The 16,349-nt window shown below is 64.4% G+C and carries 12 protein-coding genes and 1 pseudogene; 3 read left to right on the top strand and 10 right to left on the bottom strand.

What is annotated here, in order from left to right:
• Positions 1-4 precede the first annotated feature (4 nt).
• The 6 genes from P3W97_RS07955 to P3W97_RS07980 are packed head-to-tail and all read right to left on the bottom strand — an operon-like array spanning position 5 to position 8,644.
• Complete coding sequence (locus P3W97_RS07955) at positions 5-2,962, bottom strand: anti-phage-associated DUF1156 domain-containing protein (RefSeq protein WP_300845552.1); 2,958 nt, start codon at positions 2,960-2,962, stop codon at positions 5-7.
• A gap of 13 nt (positions 2,963-2,975) precedes the next feature.
• Entirely contained in the window at positions 2,976-4,025 is a 1,050-nt protein-coding gene (locus P3W97_RS07960) for a macro domain-containing protein (protein WP_300845555.1), read from the bottom strand.
• Positions 4,026-4,045: 20 nt separating this feature from the next.
• Positions 4,046-4,696, bottom strand: coding sequence for a DUF4433 domain-containing protein (locus P3W97_RS07965; protein WP_300845556.1), 651 nt, complete (start codon positions 4,694-4,696; stop codon positions 4,046-4,048).
• On the bottom strand, positions 4,693-5,322 hold the full coding sequence (locus tag P3W97_RS07970) for an anti-phage-associated DUF3780 domain-containing protein (RefSeq protein WP_300845558.1): 630 nt from the start codon (positions 5,320-5,322) through the stop codon (positions 4,693-4,695). Before P3W97_RS07970 ends, P3W97_RS07965 begins: the two co-directional genes overlap by 4 nt.
• A gap of 2 nt (positions 5,323-5,324) precedes the next feature.
• Complete coding sequence (locus tag P3W97_RS07975) at positions 5,325-8,450, bottom strand: anti-phage-associated DUF499 domain-containing protein (RefSeq protein ID WP_300845561.1); 3,126 nt, start codon at positions 8,448-8,450, stop codon at positions 5,325-5,327.
• Positions 8,447-8,644, bottom strand: a complete 198-nt coding sequence (locus P3W97_RS07980) for a hypothetical protein (RefSeq protein WP_300845563.1) — start codon at positions 8,642-8,644, stop codon at positions 8,447-8,449. The genes P3W97_RS07975 and P3W97_RS07980 overlap by 4 nt, the downstream gene beginning before the upstream one ends.
• A gap of 524 nt (positions 8,645-9,168) precedes the next feature.
• Between P3W97_RS07980 and P3W97_RS07985 the strand changes: the two are divergent.
• A pseudogene (locus P3W97_RS07985) lies at positions 9,169-9,328 on the top strand (IS5/IS1182 family transposase); the annotation flags it as partial.
• A 177-nt stretch (positions 9,329-9,505) separates the two neighbouring features.
• Here the strand turns inward: P3W97_RS07985 and argC are convergent.
• Complete coding sequence (gene argC / locus P3W97_RS07990) at positions 9,506-10,426, bottom strand: N-acetyl-gamma-glutamyl-phosphate reductase (protein ID WP_300845565.1); 921 nt, start codon at positions 10,424-10,426, stop codon at positions 9,506-9,508.
• A 258-nt stretch (positions 10,427-10,684) separates the two neighbouring features.
• Between argC and sucC the strand changes: the two genes are divergently transcribed.
• A complete protein-coding gene (gene sucC, locus P3W97_RS07995) occupies positions 10,685-11,851 on the top strand; it encodes an ADP-forming succinate--CoA ligase subunit beta (RefSeq protein WP_300845567.1) in 1,167 nt (388 codons plus the stop codon).
• Positions 11,852-11,878: 27 nt separating this feature from the next.
• Entirely contained in the window at positions 11,879-12,772 is an 894-nt protein-coding gene (sucD, locus tag P3W97_RS08000; protein ID WP_300845569.1) for a succinate--CoA ligase subunit alpha, read from the top strand.
• 19 nt (positions 12,773-12,791) lie between these two features.
• On the opposite strand, the gene pyrF is transcribed toward sucD, so the two are convergent.
• From pyrF to gshA, 3 genes are read right to left on the bottom strand one after another with little or no spacing between them, the layout of a single operon-like run.
• Positions 12,792-13,631, bottom strand: a complete 840-nt coding sequence (gene pyrF, locus P3W97_RS08005; RefSeq protein WP_300845572.1) for an orotidine-5'-phosphate decarboxylase — start codon at positions 13,629-13,631, stop codon at positions 12,792-12,794.
• 59 nt (positions 13,632-13,690) lie between these two features.
• Positions 13,691-14,710, bottom strand: a complete 1,020-nt coding sequence (gene gshB / locus P3W97_RS08010) for a glutathione synthase (protein WP_300845574.1) — start codon at positions 14,708-14,710, stop codon at positions 13,691-13,693.
• Positions 14,703-15,998, bottom strand: coding sequence for a glutamate--cysteine ligase (gene gshA, locus P3W97_RS08015; protein ID WP_300845577.1), 1,296 nt, complete (start codon positions 15,996-15,998; stop codon positions 14,703-14,705). The genes gshB and gshA overlap by 8 nt, the downstream gene beginning before the upstream one ends.
• Positions 15,999-16,349: the final 351 nt, after the last annotated feature.

A 16,349-nucleotide genomic window follows, 5' to 3' on the forward strand; every position in this document is an offset into this window, starting at 1 on the left:
TTCCTCAATCCCCAAAGCGCAGGTTCTTCAAGCGCGCGCCCAGCACCTCGGCGGCGCTGCGCACGTTTGGTTCCATCGACTTGCGCTCGATGAAGGCCAGCACGTCCACCAGCAGCGGGCGCGTTTCGAGAAAGTCCGCCATCTCGTTCTTGATCTGCTCGACGATGATTTGCGGCTCGGTGTCCTTGAGCATCTGCTGCAAGGCGATGATGAGACGGCCCAGCCGGGTTGGGCCGAGTTCGGTTGCGTCGGTCAGGTCGCGCGAGGCGAACTCAGTCACGCGCTTGAGCCGCGCGTGATTGGGGCGCATATCGCCCATCACGCGGCTGTAGTCCTCTACACGGAAGGCTTTGGCAAAGTTCTGATAGTTGTCGAGCTTCTGCGCGCCGGTCGTCTCCATGTCCAGCATGCGGCAATAGAAGCGCTCGATGCCGGTGAGCTTGGCCCAGGTGTCCGGGGCAAGGCCTTCGGGTACCAAGAGGCTGGATGCCGTTTCTGCCGCCTGTTGGACGATTTCATCGACGACGGTCACTTCCCCGCGGGCACGCGGGCGCAGAGCAAAAGTCGTCACGTCCTCGCCACCGATGTGGGTGTAGGCGGTCAGCACCTTGAGCGCCGCTGCATAGCCCGCCATTTGCAGGTCGGCATCGCTCCACACCGGCTCGCCGTGATGCGCCTTCATCGTGTCGTTCAAGTGCATCATGGTCTCGATTTGACGCTGAACCTCCTGTCGCACGGCGGGCAGGAGGCGCTGTTTGAAGCCCGTGCGCTCGCCTGCGGGGCGCTTCTTCAGCATCAGGATGACGGTGCCCTGCACATAGCCCCCCTTCTTGAGCTCGGAGGTCGTCTCGGTGGCGATGTACCAGGCGGCCACGACTTGCAGGCCCGCCGCCCAGAAGATGCCGATCAGGTCGCTCCACACCCCGGTATCCTGGTGCGTGAACATCACGCACTGCAGGCCGTTGTCGGGCATGTGCTCGCGCATCGCGGTATAGGCCGCCACCATGCCGCGGCGGAAGTCCTCGCCCGTGCCTTTGATGGCCAGCGCCCGGCGCGAATCCCACACCCATGCATCGAACGGCTTGGGCGGATTTTTGCGCAGCCAAGCGATAAAGAACTCGGTGATCTCGTGGTAGTTGACCGCGTCGGCGTAAGGGGGATCGGTGATCCAGAGCTCGCAGTCCTGGGCGGGACGATCAGCAGTCGCCGAGACGATGGATCGCTCTACGTCGGGCAGCGGCGCTTCTGCCATCTTGAACGACGAGGCGCCGAACCCGAGCCAGGCCCGTGTGGCGTAGTTGTAGAAGGTGTTGAGGGCTTGATTCGAGAACACGCCCTTGGGGCCGCCCAACCCGCCGCCCTGCGCGGTTGCCCACCGGCACAGCTTCGAGTTGAAATCCGCTGCCTTGGCCACGTTCAGCCAGCCAAGAGGCGCCGCATTCGAGGCCCGCCAATGCTTCTGCATCAAGGCCTGCAGCAGCAGTTGCCGTGCATTGTAGAGATGGTGCCAATGCGTCCAGCCGCGCTCGCGGAATAAACGCGTGGTCTCGTCCCCCGGCTCGATGGCCATGTCGGGTGCCAATCCCTCTTCCTGCCAGCGGGCGAGGTTCTCGGCAACGAGGGCTTCCACCTTGCGCTCGCGATCGAGGTCCGCTTCCGTGGGGGCGGCAAAGAAGGTCTCCTGACGGGGGGCGTCGATCGTTTCCTTCTTGATCCATTGGATGCAGTAGAGTCGCTCCTGGAAGATGTCGTCCGGCCGCGGCTGGAATTCGCTCTTCTCCCAGCGGCGCAGCCGGTTGCCTGTTGAGCCATTCGCCAGCCGGTAGTCGCCACGCAAGGTCTTGATGGGCGTGCGGTAGGTCTTGCCATCGAGCTCGTAGACCATATCGCCATCCTGCACCGTGCCAGTTTCGGCTGCTGCAATCGCCTTCGCCGAGGCACCGGTAACGATCTCGATGTCAAAGCGCTTCAGGGCAGGGTCCGGCACCAGCTTGGCGATGGCGCCTTGCTTGGGCGAGATCACCCAGCTGGGGGCGAGCGGCACCCTCCAGCCGGTTTCCGGGCAGCGCGCCTCCAGGCAGTAGAGGTAGGCCTTGGCGCGGTTGCCTTGTTCGTCATGCTCGATGCCAAGTCGCGTGATCTCGGCATCCACCTCGGCAAACACCCGTTGCTGCGCGGACTCCAGGGCGGCGCGCCGGTCGGTCGGGGCACCGATGACATTGAGCGCCCCCCAGGTGAGCATGCAGGCGATGGGGTTGAGATCGGAGGCATAGGCATCGCACCCGATGCGTGCTGCCTCGAAGGGGATGGAGCCGCCACCGCAGAACGTGTCGCCCACGCGCGGGCGATGGCCATAGCGCAGGATGCCGAGCTGCTCGATCAACTCCGGGAACGAATGGGCATCGATGCCCAAATGCGCGTAGTGGCGGTTGACCTTGGGCCATACTGGTGCGTAGAGCCAATCTGGATCGACCTCTTCAGGGCGTTTGCACAGGCTCGCCTTGGCCTCGTAACTGGGAAGCCGCGCCAGGGCGCGCCGATACAGCGCCAGCTTGTCGTCGTCGGTGGCGTCGCGCCGCCAGCCGCGCGCGCTGAAGTAGCGCTCTGGGTTGGATAGCGCAAGCATCTCCGTAAGCCTAGCCGCCGAGAAGGCGTTGGCGGCGAGCGCCCGGCGGGCCAGGCCCTCATCGTCGAAAGCCATCAGCGCCTCGAACACCGCCAGATCGGCCTCGGGGTCGTGGGTAGGCGGCAAAAGGCTACCCAGCACGATGGCGCGTACCAGGATCAAGGGTTTCCTGCCCTTCCAGTAAGAGCCAAGCCCAGTCAAGGTCTGCGCCGCAACCGCCTTCCGTTCACTCTGCGCCTCGAAGGAAACCTTTTGCGCGGGGAAAACCGTCTCGATCAACGCCGGTGCATCTTTCAGCGCCAGCGGGGCGAGGGTTGTTCTTGTTTGTGCAAGCATGGCAAGGTGATCTTCAAGCGGTCACTGCCTGCACCCAGCCTTGGGCGGCCAATCTGTCGGCGGCGATGGCGATCTGCCGGAGCGTGAACTGGCGCTTGCGCGGGTTCCAGGCGTGAATGCGCTTGGCTACCTCGTCGAGCTGACTCACCCCCTCGCGCGACAAGACCCAATGCACGGTCGAGAGCAACTCAAGACCGTATGGTGACTCGAAGCCTTCGACGAGACGGGTGACGCGCTCGAGGCGTTCGCGGCTGTCGGCATGTTGGTCGAGGAAGGCGGACGCCTCCTGGATGGCGCCGGGAACCAGCGTCAGAGGCTTGTCCGGCGCATCGCCGCCGTCGGCGTAACCGGCGATCAGGTGCCCCTCGACCGTGCGCAGCACGTGGCGCAGGTTTTCCGCGTAAGGGCCATAGGGTGCCTTGACGTACTTCAGGCGCAGCGGCTCCCCAGCCTCCTGCATGAAGTACATCAGCTTGTGGATCTCCAGCAAGGTCACGAAGGGGTCGAGCAAGCCGCTGAGATAACGGTGGATCAATTCAACCAAGGCCGCACGACCGGCAGTCATGGTTGGCACTTCACGCACATGGGCCATCTTGTCAGGGGTGGGCGCACCAAAGGGCTCGAACACGAGCACGTACACGTCCTCCAGTTGCTCCAGCGCTCGCTCGATGCGTGGGCGTACGTCGTTCCACTCCAAGCCTCCCAGGCCGCTGCCCAGCGGTGGGATGGCGATGGACCGGATGCCCTTCTCGCGAATGACCCGGGCCAGATCGACCAAGCCTGCTTCGATGTCCTCGATGCGGCTCTTACCGCGCCAATGGCGCTTGGTTGGGAAGTTGATGATGAAGCGCGGCGGCGTGAGCTGCCCCGTCTCGAAGACAAACATGCGGCCGGGTTGCACGGCCTCGCGCTTGCAGGCAGCCTCGTAAGCCTTGAAATTCTCAGGGAATGCGTTCTTGAACTGCAAGGCGATCCCGCGCCCCATCACGCCGACGCAGTTGACGGTGTTGACCAGCGCGTCCGCTTCACACTTGAGGATGTCGCCCGAGGTAAACTCGATCATGGCTGTGCCCCTCTCATTTCTCAGTAATACCAATCCGGGCGGATTTCGACCGTAGGTCGGTGTCCGTTTACCGGAAGGGCGTTCACAACCTGCTGGTAGATCGTGCGATTGAGTACGCCAACGCGCTGGATCAGGTGCCAGGGAAAGCTGTGCTCCAGCAGAAACTCGGCTTGCTTGCCTTCCTTGCACTGCCGCCAATCTCGCGCTTGAACAGCCACCCAGTCGATTTCGTCGAGGCGTGCCAAATCGCAACGGTCCTCGAAGAAGTACGAACCAGCGTTCGAGAGGGTGAAGGCCCACCGCCTCTGTTGGGCTTGTGCCCAAGCAACGGTGGCATGCAGATCGGCTTCGAAATGCAGGATCGGGGCCTGTCCACCGCGGTAGCCAAGCTCCGGATGATTGCCCTGGTGGATCAGGTACAACATCACCGAGCGCGGGCAGAAGTAGAACGGCACGCAGTCGCCCACGTGCAGGTCGGGATGGCTGCTGAGGCGCAGTTCGTTCAAGCGCCGCTGCTTGATGCCATTCATGCCAATGATAGTGCCCGGCGGCATGCGTCGCACGATCTCCGCATCGCACCAAAGAAAACCGTCCGCCACGATGGAGGGTAGACGATCTACGTGGGCAATGTGGTAGATCTTTGGCTGCGGGGGTACGAGGCCGTTGGTCATGCCGTGTCGTCCCCGAACAGATCCAGCGATGGCCGGGTGTCGTCGCGGTCGTTTTGGCTGCGGCGGCCGCGGGTGCACAGCAACTCGCTCTGCGCGACATCACCCAAGGCATGCTGAAGCGCGATGCGCCACCCCTTGCCGGCGTCCATGACGCCGCCTGTCGCCATGGCGGTCATGCCAAACAGCCACCAGCGCTCCTCGGGCCGAAGCGCCAGCCAGTTCCTTACGGCGACGGGGATCTTGGATGCCTCCAGCTGCTCGACGGCCCAGGCCAGGACGCAGAGTTCCTTGCCGAGCAGGCGATCCACAGGGTTCTCGCCGATCTTCCATGCACTGGGCTTCAGCGCATGCGCGGTGAGGCGTGCGTTGAAGGCCCGCTGCACCTCAGCACGGATGGCCGTCCAGCGCGGCCGGTCGAGCAAGACGCGGTCGATCACCGCGGTATCGCTTGATGCCGATTGCAGGCCGAGGTACTCGCTGATCTGAACCTTGCCCGTGCTGCTCTTGGGGATGAGCACCTTGAAGTGATGCGGGTCTGAGGTCGCGGGCACCCCGAAGCCCAGCGTATGCTGGACATGCGCACGCCCTGCTAGCGTCCGGGTTGCGCGGCGCAAGGCTTGCGTCATGGTCATTCCTCCTGGCTCACGTCGCCCGGCTTGAGCTCGACACCAGCAATCTTCGCGAACTCCTTGAGCGCAAAGCCCGTGTCGAACTGAATGCCTTCAGCGATGGCGATGTTAACCATGGCTTCGGGCTCACCCAGAACGTCGCGAAGGCTGTTGACGACGCCTTCGATCATGGCGGCCGTGACCTCGCGCTCTTGGAAGCGCACGGTCACGGTGTTTTCGCCCTCGCCGATCTCGATGCGAACGCCCTTGAAACGAGTGCCCGGCTGATCGCGGAAGCGATTGATGACCCCGAACACACGGTCGGTAGTGTCCAGAGACACGCGCTTGCTCTGCAGGCGGGCCGGCTTGGCATCGACGATCTGGACCGTCTTATCGCCGCTGGCCTGGATCTGGAAGTCGGCCGTCTTGTTGGCTTCGCCTGCTCGTGCAAACACCAGCAGGCGAAAGCTGCCTACGCCGATTTCGAAGGGGCCGTCGTACCGCGTACCGTCCTTAGGGTTGGACCCGTCCAAGGTGTAGTAGAGCTCTGCCCGCGGGGTGGCCTCCAGGCGCACACGGCGCTTATCGGCAGCCGGTTCGACTTGGTGACGGATCTTCAGATCGGCCAGCCAGCGCACGGGCGGGGCGCTTTCGTGCTGCCCGGTGGTGTCCTTCACCCAGAAGTAGAGTGTTCCTTGCGTCGTCGTGAAGTTGTCGAGGTCATCGACCTTCTGGTCCTTGTCCGTAACCTCGGGCTTGGTCGACCAATAGACCACTGGGCTGTCACCCGCATGGCGGGGCGTCAGACTCAACACCGTCTCTCCCGAGTCGGCCTTGATGTTGACGACGGACACGTTGACAGTGGCCTTGTCCTTGGGGAAGGGGCCCTTCTCGATGTAGCCGTCTTCACCCAGACGCCAGCGTCCTTGCTTCAACGCCTCCGTCTTGAGGGTATCCAGACCGCTCGCGCCCGGCATCCAGGGCCAGATGGGCGAGCACTTGGCGCGCATGACGACGTCCTTCCAGGGCGTGCGGCGGTTGTCCTTGCCCGATGGCCAGAGGTACTCTTCGGCCATCGCAAAGTACTCGTCCAGGTTGCCCTTGGTGAGTTCCCGTACGAGCTTGTAATCCGCCCTGGGGCTTGCGAGCAGACTCTCGATCTGCGCTTCGGCGGATTGATCTCCTTGGCCGATCTTCAGTCCTTGGTCGATGGTGACGCCGGCCAGGACGTCGCGACCATCGACCGGGTCGTTCACTGGGAAATAGAGGCGGTTATAGGCCGCCGACAGGGCCTTGCCGAAGCGGTCTTCCGCTTCTTCCAGTCGGTCGCGTGCTTCTTCGAACAGCGTGTCACCAGGGCGAAGCCGCTTGTGGATCTGCTCGATGGCGTAGAGCTCACGCAAACGCTCCTCGACAGCGTCCGCCAACAGGCTATCCTGACCCGTGAGCACCAGCAGGTTGTTTTTCTCCTGCTGATAGTCAAAGAAGTTCTGGAGTTCGCTCGGCGGAACCTTGCCATCGGGCTTGATGACGATGAGCGTCCGCGGGCCGGAGAGCTTCAATTCGTCGAGCTTGGGCAGGACCTGAACATCCTGGTATGCAATCTTGCGGACCGGTTCAAGGATGCCGGTGAGCCGATTGATCAGCGCCTGATCGACCTTGGGCTGAGGAACCTCCTTCGCGTTGCGCTCGATCTGGCGCGAGAGGTTTTCGGTTTCCTTGATGAAGAAGCGTCGCTCCTCGCGGTGCAGGTACCAGGCGGCCTCCCGCAGCCGCTGCATCGCCTGAAGGAACTCGTCTGGCTTGCGCTGCGGTGCGGCCAGGAACTCGATGAGTTCGCTCTCGGAAAGGCCGATCCGCCCCCCGACCGCGCGGGACAGGCTAGAGGCCAGCAGCAGGGTCATCACCTGTCGCGCGGCATCAGAACCCAGCTCGTCGTCGATGTGTTCGGCAATTGCGTTACCGTTGTCGGCGATGTCCCGCGTGACGGCTGGCATCAGCTTCGGCGCGATGCGTTCGATCTCGTCTTTGACTTGGTCATCGTTGAGGTTGAGATGCTGCGTGCCGATCAGGAAGACATCATCCGTATCGCGCTCCTCGACGCTCTTGAGGAGTCGGGCGGTAAATTGCATCAGGCCGCGGGTTTGGCGGAACCCTTCGTTTTCCTTGAACAGCGCGACAAGGTGCTTGAACGAGGGGTGGAAGGGGTAGGTCTCGCGCACCTGCTCGGCAATCTGCTCGATGCTGCTGGCAACGATGTAGCCGCCGTCTTCGGCCTTCTTGATCTGCTGGGCGTATTCTTCGGCCACATCCGAAATGACGCGCTCGTCGGGCAGCTCGTCGATGAGCCGCTTCTTCAGGATCTCGTAGATCTCGTTGCCGGCCAGTTGCACCGGTGTGATGGTCATGGCTTGGCGGCGCGTCTCCTGCTGAAGATTGGAGATTGCGTCGGAAAGGGCCTTCGTCTGCGCCTTGTAACTACCCGCAAGGTTCGCAACGACAATGGCGCAGTTGGGCAACTCCAGCGCCGCGCTCATCAGGCTAGAGAGGCTGTAGACCACCATATTGGCCAGTGTGCCCTGACCAAACACCTGTGTGCTGGCGTTGTCGAGATAGGGTGGCAGCTCATCCAGCAGGATCAACGTCGGCTCACTGCCTATGATTTCCTTCCACTTGCGTTGATCGACGGCCTTGGGGCCGTTGGCCCAGTAGGGCTTGATGGCATCCTCGGCGCCAAGCTGGCTTGCGATCTCACCCCAGATGTAGTTATCCGGGTTGTTGCGACCGTTGAAGGCAGCGATGCGTGCCGTGTCAAAGTCCACACGGGCAGCGAGATCAGGGGGGAGGACATCGGAACGCAGGTGCGGGTGACGCGCTAGCAGGCCGAGCGCGATCATCATGTGCGTTTTACCGCCACCCATGGCCTGGGTGAGCTCGAAGACCGCCTGATCTGACTTGCCCGACAAGCGCAGCAGCCCCTCGCGGAACAGTTGCTCCATGCCGTGCGTGACGAAGTTGCGTGAGAAGAACTCCCGCCCGTCTCCCTCGTCATTGATGAGTTCTGCCAGATTCTCGATGCCTTGGCTCATCCGGTAGTCTCGGATGATCGAATTGAACCGGCAGGCCTGCTTGACCGTCTTGATCATGAGCGCACTTCGCTGTTGTTCTCGGCTTCGTCGGAGGGCGGAATCTCGATCCCGCATTGCTCGCAATAGTCGCGAATCAGGACCTCGACCATGTTGGCGATCGACCGATGTTCGAGATTTGCCGCGAGGCGCAGCGCCTCCTTGAGAGCGGGATCGATCCGAAAGGTCAGGGTAGCGGTTTTGCGTGCGACCATAGCCTCTCCGGAAGCCACTGCAAATGTACTGCACTTTACAGTATCGCAGCGGCGCCAACAATGTGGAGTAGCCGGGCCCCTGTGCGCGTTGTCCGCCAGGACGACCCCACGCCGGCCGAGCGCGCGGGGCAGTTGGCGGCGGTCGTTGGGAGAGATGGGCGTCATGGCGGCTGGTCGTCGGCGTGTGCGCGTATGAACGCGCTTTTTCGCCGAACAGCCAAGCTGGCAGGTAGGCAGTCCTGGTAAGCGCGCGCCGCGGTGGCACGACGTGCGATGCTCCAAGATACCGCGTGCACGAACCCGCTCACTTGAGCTGGATTCCTAGGGTTCCCGTAGTCGTTTAACAGGCCGTTGAAAAATCCCGTGCGAGCGCCCGACTCGGCCGCTACGATCTGACGCCATCTGCAAACGCCCCAGTCGAAGACGATGCGAGGCAAGCAAAACTTCCAACGGGGCGATGTTCAGCGACATCGGCCTAGCAGAGCGAGTGCCGCAGGCCCATCCGCTGCTTTATCCGCAGCGAGCGCCATGCGGGCGGCAAGACCAGCCTCTAAGCGCGCAAGCGCATCAAGCACATCGAAGGGGCCTTTGGCAGGATCAAGACCGTGGGCGGTTAAGGCCAAGACCCCACTGATCGGCCAGGCCAAGCTCGCGGGCCAAGCGCTGCTGTGCTTTGCCAACTAAGACCGGGTGCGCATGGGCAGCATCGGCATCTGGTGGCACGCGCATCATGCGTGAGCAGCCGCTCCAAGCGCTTCGCAGGCATGTCAGGGCAACCCGTTTCTTCGGAATCAGCGCCCCAAGCCCGCCCGATGCGTGCTTTTTCAACGGTCTGTTAGGCCACCCCCACTGCGCAGCACCTCAGACGCCCAACATCAGCCGCAGATTCTGCACCGCCGCGCCGCTGGCGCCTTTGCCCAGGTTGTCCAATCGGGCCACGAGCAGGGCGTGGCGGCGTGCGTCGTTGCCGTACACCCGCAGCTCCAGCCGGTCGCTGCCGGCCAGCGCCACCGCGTCCAGCTTGCCGTCGGCGGTTGGCGGCTCGACCGATACCCAAGCGCTGCCCGCATAGTGGGCCGCCAGCGCGTCGTGCAGATCGGCCGGACGCACCTGGCCCGGCAGCGCATCCAGATGCAACGGCAGTTGCACCAGCATGCCCTGCGCAAAGTTGCCCACCGAGGGCACGAACAGCGGGCGTCGCTGCAGGCCGGTGTAGGCCATGATCTCCGGCAGGTGCTTATGCTCCAGCCCCAGGGCGTACAGCTCGAAGGCGGGGGCGTGGCCGGATTCGTACGCCTCGATCAGGGTGCGCCCGCCCCCGGTGTAGCCGCTGACGCTGGGCAGGCACAGGGGGTGGTCGATCGGAATCAGACCGGCATCGACCAGCGGGCGAATCAACGCGATGGCCCCCGTGGCGTAGCAGCCGGGGTTGGCCACGCGATCCGCCGCTCGGATGGCTTCGGCCTGCCCTGGTGCCAGTTCAGCAAAGCCATACACCCAACCGGGCGCCACCCGATGCGCGGTAGAGGCATCGATGATGCGCGGCGCACGCCCCGTCTCGGCGCGCAAGGCGTCGATCAGGGCGACGGACTCGCGCGCGGCCTCGTCGTGCAGGCAGAGGATGACCAGATCCGCCCGCGCCATGCACTCGCGCTTGGCCTGCGGATCTTTGCGGCGCTCGGGGTCGATCGACAGCAGCGTCACGCCGGCCAGCCCCTGCAGCCGTTCGCGGATCTGCAAGCCGGTCGTGCCCGCTTCCCCGTCGATGAAGATATGGGCCATCTCGATACTCCACGGGGGTCACCCCCATTGACATGATCAAAATCCAGACCGGCGGGTTGGCGCGGCCCGTCAGCTTCCCATCAGGCTTGTGCGACGCAGCATGATACAGTTCGCGCTGGCCCGCGCTGGCCCGCCGGCTGCGGCGCTGCGCACCGCGGCGCCGCGCACTCGTGCACGCGGCGGCGCAAGCGATCTTGCCGACCCCTCACCTGCTGCCGGGCGGACCTCCCGTCAGACGCCATTCCAGACAGGAACCACATGAAGATTCACGAGTACCAAGGCAAGGAAATTTTGCGACAGTTCGGCGTGCCGGTGCCGCGCGGTATCCCCGCGTTCACGGTGCAGGAAGCGGTCGAAGCGGCCCAAAAGCTGGGCGGGCCGGTCTGGGTGGTCAAGGCCCAGATCCACGCCGGTGGCCGCGGCAAGGGCGGCGGCGTGAAGGTCGCCAAGAGCATCGACCAGGTGCGCGAACTGGCCGGCCAGATCCTGGGTATGCAACTGGTGACGCACCAAACCGGCCCGCAGGGCCAGAAGGTGCGGCGCCTGTACATCGAGGATGGCGCCGACATCCAAAAAGAGTATTACGTGTCGGTGGTGACCGACCGCGCGACGCAGAAGGTGGCGATCATCGCCTCCAGCGAAGGCGGAATGGACATCGAGGAGGTCGCCGCGCACACGCCCGACAAGATCGTGAAGATTTTTGTCGATCCGCTGGTCGGCCTGAGCGAGGCCCAGGCGCGCCAACTGGCCGAGGGCATCGGCATGACCGGCCGCACAGTGGACCAGGCAGTGACGCTGCTGCAGAACCTGTACCGCTGCTACATGGAGACAGACGCCTCGCTGGTGGAGATCAATCCGCTCAACCGTGACAGCCAGGGCAACCTGATCGCGCTGGATGCCAAGTTCAATTTCGACTCCAACGCCCTGTTCCGCCATCCGGAAATCGTCGCGCTGCGCGACCTGGACGAGGAAGACCCGGCCGAAATCGAAGCCTCCAAGTTCGACCTGGCCTACATCAGCCTGGATGGCAACATCGGCTGTCTGGTCAACGGCGCCGGGCTGGCCATGGCCACCATGGACACGATCAAGCTGTTCGGCGGCGAGCCGGCCAACTTCCTGGACGTCGGCGGCGGCGCCACCGCTGAAAAAGTGACCGAGGCGTTCAAGATCATGCTCAAAAACCCCAACGTCAAGGCCATCCTGGTCAATATTTTTGGCGGCATCATGCGCTGCGACGTGATCGCCACCGGCGTCATCAGCGCGTGCAAGGCGGTCAACCTGAATGTGCCGCTGGTCGTGCGCATGAAGGGCACCAACGAGGACCTGGGCAAGAAGATGCTGGCCGAATCGGGCCTACCCATCATCAGCGCCGACACCATGGCCGAAGCCGCCCAGAAGGTCGTCGCCGCCGTTGCCGGCCGTTGATTGGCCCTGCCGAGAGGAAAGCGCATCATGTCCATCCTGATCAACAAAGACACCAAGGTCATCACCCAGGGCATCACCGGCAAGACGGGCCAGTTCCACACCGAAAAATGCCAGCAGTACGCCAACGGGAAGCACTGTTTCGTTGCCGGCGTCAACCCCAAGAAGGCCGGTGAGAAGATTTTCGACATCCCCATCTACGCCTCCGTGAAAGAAGCGGCGGCCGAGACGGGCGCGACGGTCAGCGTCATCTATGTGCCACCGGCGGGTGCAGCGGACGCCATCTGGGAAGCGGTGGAAGCCGACCTGGACCTGGTGGTCTGCATCACCGAAGGCATTCCCGTGCGTGACATGCTGATGGTGCGCAACAAGATGAAGGCCAAGGAAGCCGCCGGCGGCAAGAAGACGCTGCTGCTGGGGCCGAACTGCCCGGGCCTGATCACGCCGGACGAGATCAAGATCGGCATCATGCCGGGTCACATCCACCGCAAGGGCCGCATCGGCGTCGTGTCGCGCTCCGGCACGCTGACCTACGAGGCGGTGGCGCAGCTCACCGAGCTGGGGCTGGGCCAGTCCAGCGCCGTCGGCATCGGTGGCGACCCGATCAACGGGCTCAAGCACATCGACGTCATGCAGATGTTCAACGACGATCCCGATACGGACGCCGTGATCATGATCGGCGAGATTGGCGGCCCAGACGAGGCCGAGGCCGCACGCTGGTGCAAGGACCACATGAAGAAGCCGGTGGTTGGCTTCATCGCCGGCGTCACTGCCCCCCCGGGCAAGCGCATGGGCCACGCGGGCGCGCTGATCTCAGGCGGTGCCGACACTGCCGAGGCCAAGCTCGCCATCATGGAGGAATGCGGCTTCAAGGTCACGCGCAACCCCTCCGAGATGGGCAAGCTGCTTAAAAGCCTGCTCTGATCCAGTCTGCGGCCCGCGCTCAGGGTGCCTGCCACAGCGCTGCGCGCGTGCATTCGGCTTGCGCGCGGGCGGCGCTGGCAAAGTCCTCGCCCGCGCTGGCGTACAGAACGGCACGCGAGGAGTTGACGATCACCGGCCCGATCGTGCGGCCCTGAGCGTCGCCGCGCCAGCCGGCTTGCACCGTGGTGGCGGCGTCTCCCCCTTGCGCGCCAACACCTGGGATCAACAACGGCACGGTGGGGGCGATCGAGCGCACGCGCTCGATCTCTTGCGGGTAGGTGGCGCCGACCACCAGTCCCATCTGGCCGTGGCGGTTCCACGGCCCCTGGGCCAGCGCCGCGATGTGCTCGTACAGCCGCGGCTGCCCCGGTACATCGGCCAGGCGCTGCGCCTGCAGGTCGCTGCCGCCGGGGTTGCTGGTGCGGCAGAGCAGGAACACCCCCTTGCCGGGGTAGCGCAGATAGGGCTCCACCGAGTCGAAGCCCATGAACGGCGACAGCGTCACCGCGTCGGCCCCGTAGCGCTCGAAGGCTTCCTTGGCGTACTGCTCGGCGGTGCTGCCGATGTCGCCGCGCTTGGCGTCCAGGATGATCGGCACATCGGGTGCAGCCACGCGGATGTGCGCCATCAGCCGCTCGAGCTGCGCCTCTGCCCCGTGCGCGGCAAAGTAGGCGATCTGTGGTTTGTAGGCGCAGACGAGGTCGGCGGTGACATCGACGATGGCCGCACAGAAGTCGTAGAGGTGCTCCACGCGCCCCTTCCAGCGGCCGGGCAGGCGAAGCGGGTCCGGGTCCAGCCCGACGCACAGCCGCGAGCGATGGCGCGCCTCAGCCTCCAGCAACCGATCGACAAAGTTCATGCCGGCATTGTAGAGGTGGCCAGCGCGACATCCGATCTGCGCCCGCGGCATGCAAGAAGTCAGCCCGGCTGACTGGCTGACGCGCCGGCGCTGGGCGCGGCACTTGCCACCGCCGCCTGCAGCGCATCGACGAAGCGCGCCGCCACGTCGTAGCCAGTCTGCTGCGTGATCTCTTGAAAGCAGGTCGGGCTGGTGACGTTGACTTCGGTCAGGTGCTCGCCGATGATGTCCAGCCCCACCAGCAGCAGCCCGCGTGCGGCCAGCCGCGGCCCGAGCGCACGCGCGATGGCCCAGTCGGCCTCCGACAGCGGCTGCGCGACGCCCCGCCCGCCGGCGGCCAGATTGCCGCGCACCTCGCCGCCCTGCGGAATGCGCGCCAGGCAGTAGGGCACCGGCTCACCGCCGATCACGAGCACGCGCTTGTCGCCCAACGCGATGCCGGGCAGAAAGCGCTGCGCCATGATCGTGGCGTGGCCGTGCTGCGTCAGCGTCTCGACCACGGCACCGAGGTTGAGCCCATCCGGACCGACACGGAAAATCCCCCTCCCGCCCATGCCGTCCAGGGGTTTCAAGATGATGTCGCCGTGCTCGGCGTGGAAGGCGCGAATCGCTTGCGCCGAGCGCGTCACCAGCGTTGGCGGGGCCCACTCGGCAAACTCCATGAGCGCCAGCTTTTCCGGGTGGTCGCGCAGTGCCGCCGGGCGGTTGAAGACGCGCGCGCCTTCGCGCTCGGCCTGCTGCAGCAGGTGCGTGGCGTAGAAGTACTCGGCATCGAACGGTGGGTCCTTGCGCATGAGCACGGCGTCGAAGGCATGCAACGGCTCGTGGCCCTGCCGGCAGATGCGAAACCAGTCGTCGGCCGCACCGGTCAGCTCCACCTCGCGCACCAGCGCCATCACCGGCTCGCCGCTGCGCCAATGCAGATGCGCCGGCTCGCACGCAGCCAGGCGCACGCCGCGGCGCGCCAGCTCGCGCATCATCGCAAAGGTGCTGTCCTTGTAGGTCGCAAAGCTGTGCAAGGGATCGGCCACCACCAGCACGCGGCTCAGGCCACCGGCTGCGATAGGGGCCTCAGGCATCGTACTCGGCCTCCGGGTCGGTGGCTTCCAGCTCGTAGGCGGCGGCCAGCATGGCCAGCCGCGCCACCACGCCGTACATGTAGAAGCGGTTGGGCACGCTCGCCCCTGGCGGCGTGCCAGGCTGTGGCTGCAGCGCGCTTTTCTCGAACGCCAGCGGCACAAAGCTCGCCCCGGGGGCGTTGAGATTCTCGTCCACGCCGCGCTCGGCATGCACACGGTAAAAGCCGCCGACGACATAGCGGTCCATCATGTAGACCACCGGCTCGGCCACGGCGTCGTTGATGCGCTCGTGCGTCATGACGCCCTCTTGGATGATCACGTCGCTGACCTGCTGGCCGTCCTTGATGACATTCATCTTGTTCTTGGCACGGCGGTTGAGACTGGACAACTCGGCTGCGTCGCGCACCATCATCACACCCATGCCATAGGTGCCGTTGTCGGCCTTGATAACGACGAAGGGGCGCTCTTGGATGCCGTACTCCTTGTACTTGCGGCGGATCTTGGTCAGCAGCGCATCGACATTGCCCTGCAGGCACTCGAAGCCGGTCCCCTCGGCAAAATTGACCTGGCCGCATTGGGCGAACATGGGGTTGATCAGCCACGGATCCATGCCCAGCAGCTTGCCAAAGCGCTTGGCCACCTCCTCGTAGGCACGGAAGTGGTTGCTCTTGCGCCGCACATGCCAGCCTGCATGCAGGGGGGGCAGCAGGTACTGCTCGTGCAAATCCTCCAAGATGCCGGGCACACCCGCGGAGAGGTCGTTGTTGAGCAAGATGGTGCAGGGATCGAAGTGCTTGAGCCCAAGGCGGCGCCCCTCGCGAATCAAGGGCTCGAGCGTGACCTGGTCGCCGTTGGGCAGATCGATGGTCACGGGGGCCTTGATCTCGGGGTTGAGAGAGCCGAGCCGCACATGGAGTCCGGCCGAGTAGAAGATGCGCTGCAACTGCGCCACATTCATCAGGTAGAACAGGTTGCGCGTGTGGTTCTCGGGGATGAGCAGCAGGTTTTTCGCCTCGGGGCAAATCTTCTCGATGGCAGCCATGGCGGCCTGCACCGCGAGCGGCAGCATCTCGGGCGTCAGGTTGTTCCATCCGCCGGGAAACAGATTGGTGTCTACCGGCGCGAGCTTGAAGCCGGCATTGCGGATGTCCACCGAGGTGTAGAAAGGCGGCGTGTGCTCCATCCACTCCAGGCGGAACCAGCGCTCGATGACCGGAGTGGATTCGAGGATGCGCTGCTCCAGCTCGTTGATGGGGCCGGTCAGCGCGGTGACGAGATGGGGAACCATGGTAGGCCCTCTCTGACGGAAAGTGGAAGGGAGCCGCCCGACGGGACGGCGTCAGCGGGGAATAGACCGATTGTAGAAAGTCGCGCGCGGCTTTCACAGCTCGGGCGGGCGTCAGTGAGAACCACAGTCCGCGCGCCGCAACTTGGGGCGGTTGGCCACCGCGAACGGAGCCTGTCTTTGACCAACGACGTCGTCTTCATCGCGATCGACGGATGGGCCGACCTGTGTCGGGCGCCAGCCGCAACCCGTTTTCAACGCCGGGGATTTTCCTGCCTGGGAGGCGGCACAGACCGAGCAGCACGAACCCATCGCCGGCGAGGTGTTCACGTGGAACTCGCCAGCGTCGGCCTG

It is taken from the genome of Tepidimonas sp., from assembly GCF_029335975.1.
GTDB lineage: Bacteria > Pseudomonadota > Gammaproteobacteria > Burkholderiales > Burkholderiaceae_C > Tepidimonas.

Excerpts from the sequence above, each read along its gene's own strand:
- P3W97_RS07955 (WP_300845552.1), bottom strand. The coding sequence starts at position 2,962 with ATGCTTGCACAAACAAGAACAACCCTCGCCCCGCTGGCGCTGAAAGAT.
- P3W97_RS07960 (WP_300845555.1), bottom strand. The coding sequence starts at position 4,025 with ATGATCGAGTTTACCTCGGGCGACATCCTCAAGTGTGAAGCGGACGCG.
- P3W97_RS07965 (WP_300845556.1), bottom strand. The coding sequence starts at position 4,696 with ATGACCAACGGCCTCGTACCCCCGCAGCCAAAGATCTACCACATTGCC.
- P3W97_RS07970 (WP_300845558.1), bottom strand. The coding sequence starts at position 5,322 with ATGACGCAAGCCTTGCGCCGCGCAACCCGGACGCTAGCAGGGCGTGCG.
- P3W97_RS07975 (WP_300845561.1), bottom strand. The coding sequence starts at position 8,450 with ATGATCAAGACGGTCAAGCAGGCCTGCCGGTTCAATTCGATCATCCGA.
- P3W97_RS07980 (WP_300845563.1), bottom strand. The coding sequence starts at position 8,644 with ATGGTCGCACGCAAAACCGCTACCCTGACCTTTCGGATCGATCCCGCT.
- argC (WP_300845565.1), bottom strand. The coding sequence starts at position 10,426 with ATGGCCCATATCTTCATCGACGGGGAAGCGGGCACGACCGGCTTGCAG.
- sucC (WP_300845567.1), top strand. The coding sequence starts at position 10,685 with ATGAAGATTCACGAGTACCAAGGCAAGGAAATTTTGCGACAGTTCGGC.
- sucD (WP_300845569.1), top strand. The coding sequence starts at position 11,879 with ATGTCCATCCTGATCAACAAAGACACCAAGGTCATCACCCAGGGCATC.
- pyrF (WP_300845572.1), bottom strand. The coding sequence starts at position 13,631 with ATGAACTTTGTCGATCGGTTGCTGGAGGCTGAGGCGCGCCATCGCTCG.
- gshB (WP_300845574.1), bottom strand. The coding sequence starts at position 14,710 with ATGCCTGAGGCCCCTATCGCAGCCGGTGGCCTGAGCCGCGTGCTGGTG.
- gshA (WP_300845577.1), bottom strand. The coding sequence starts at position 15,998 with ATGGTTCCCCATCTCGTCACCGCGCTGACCGGCCCCATCAACGAGCTG.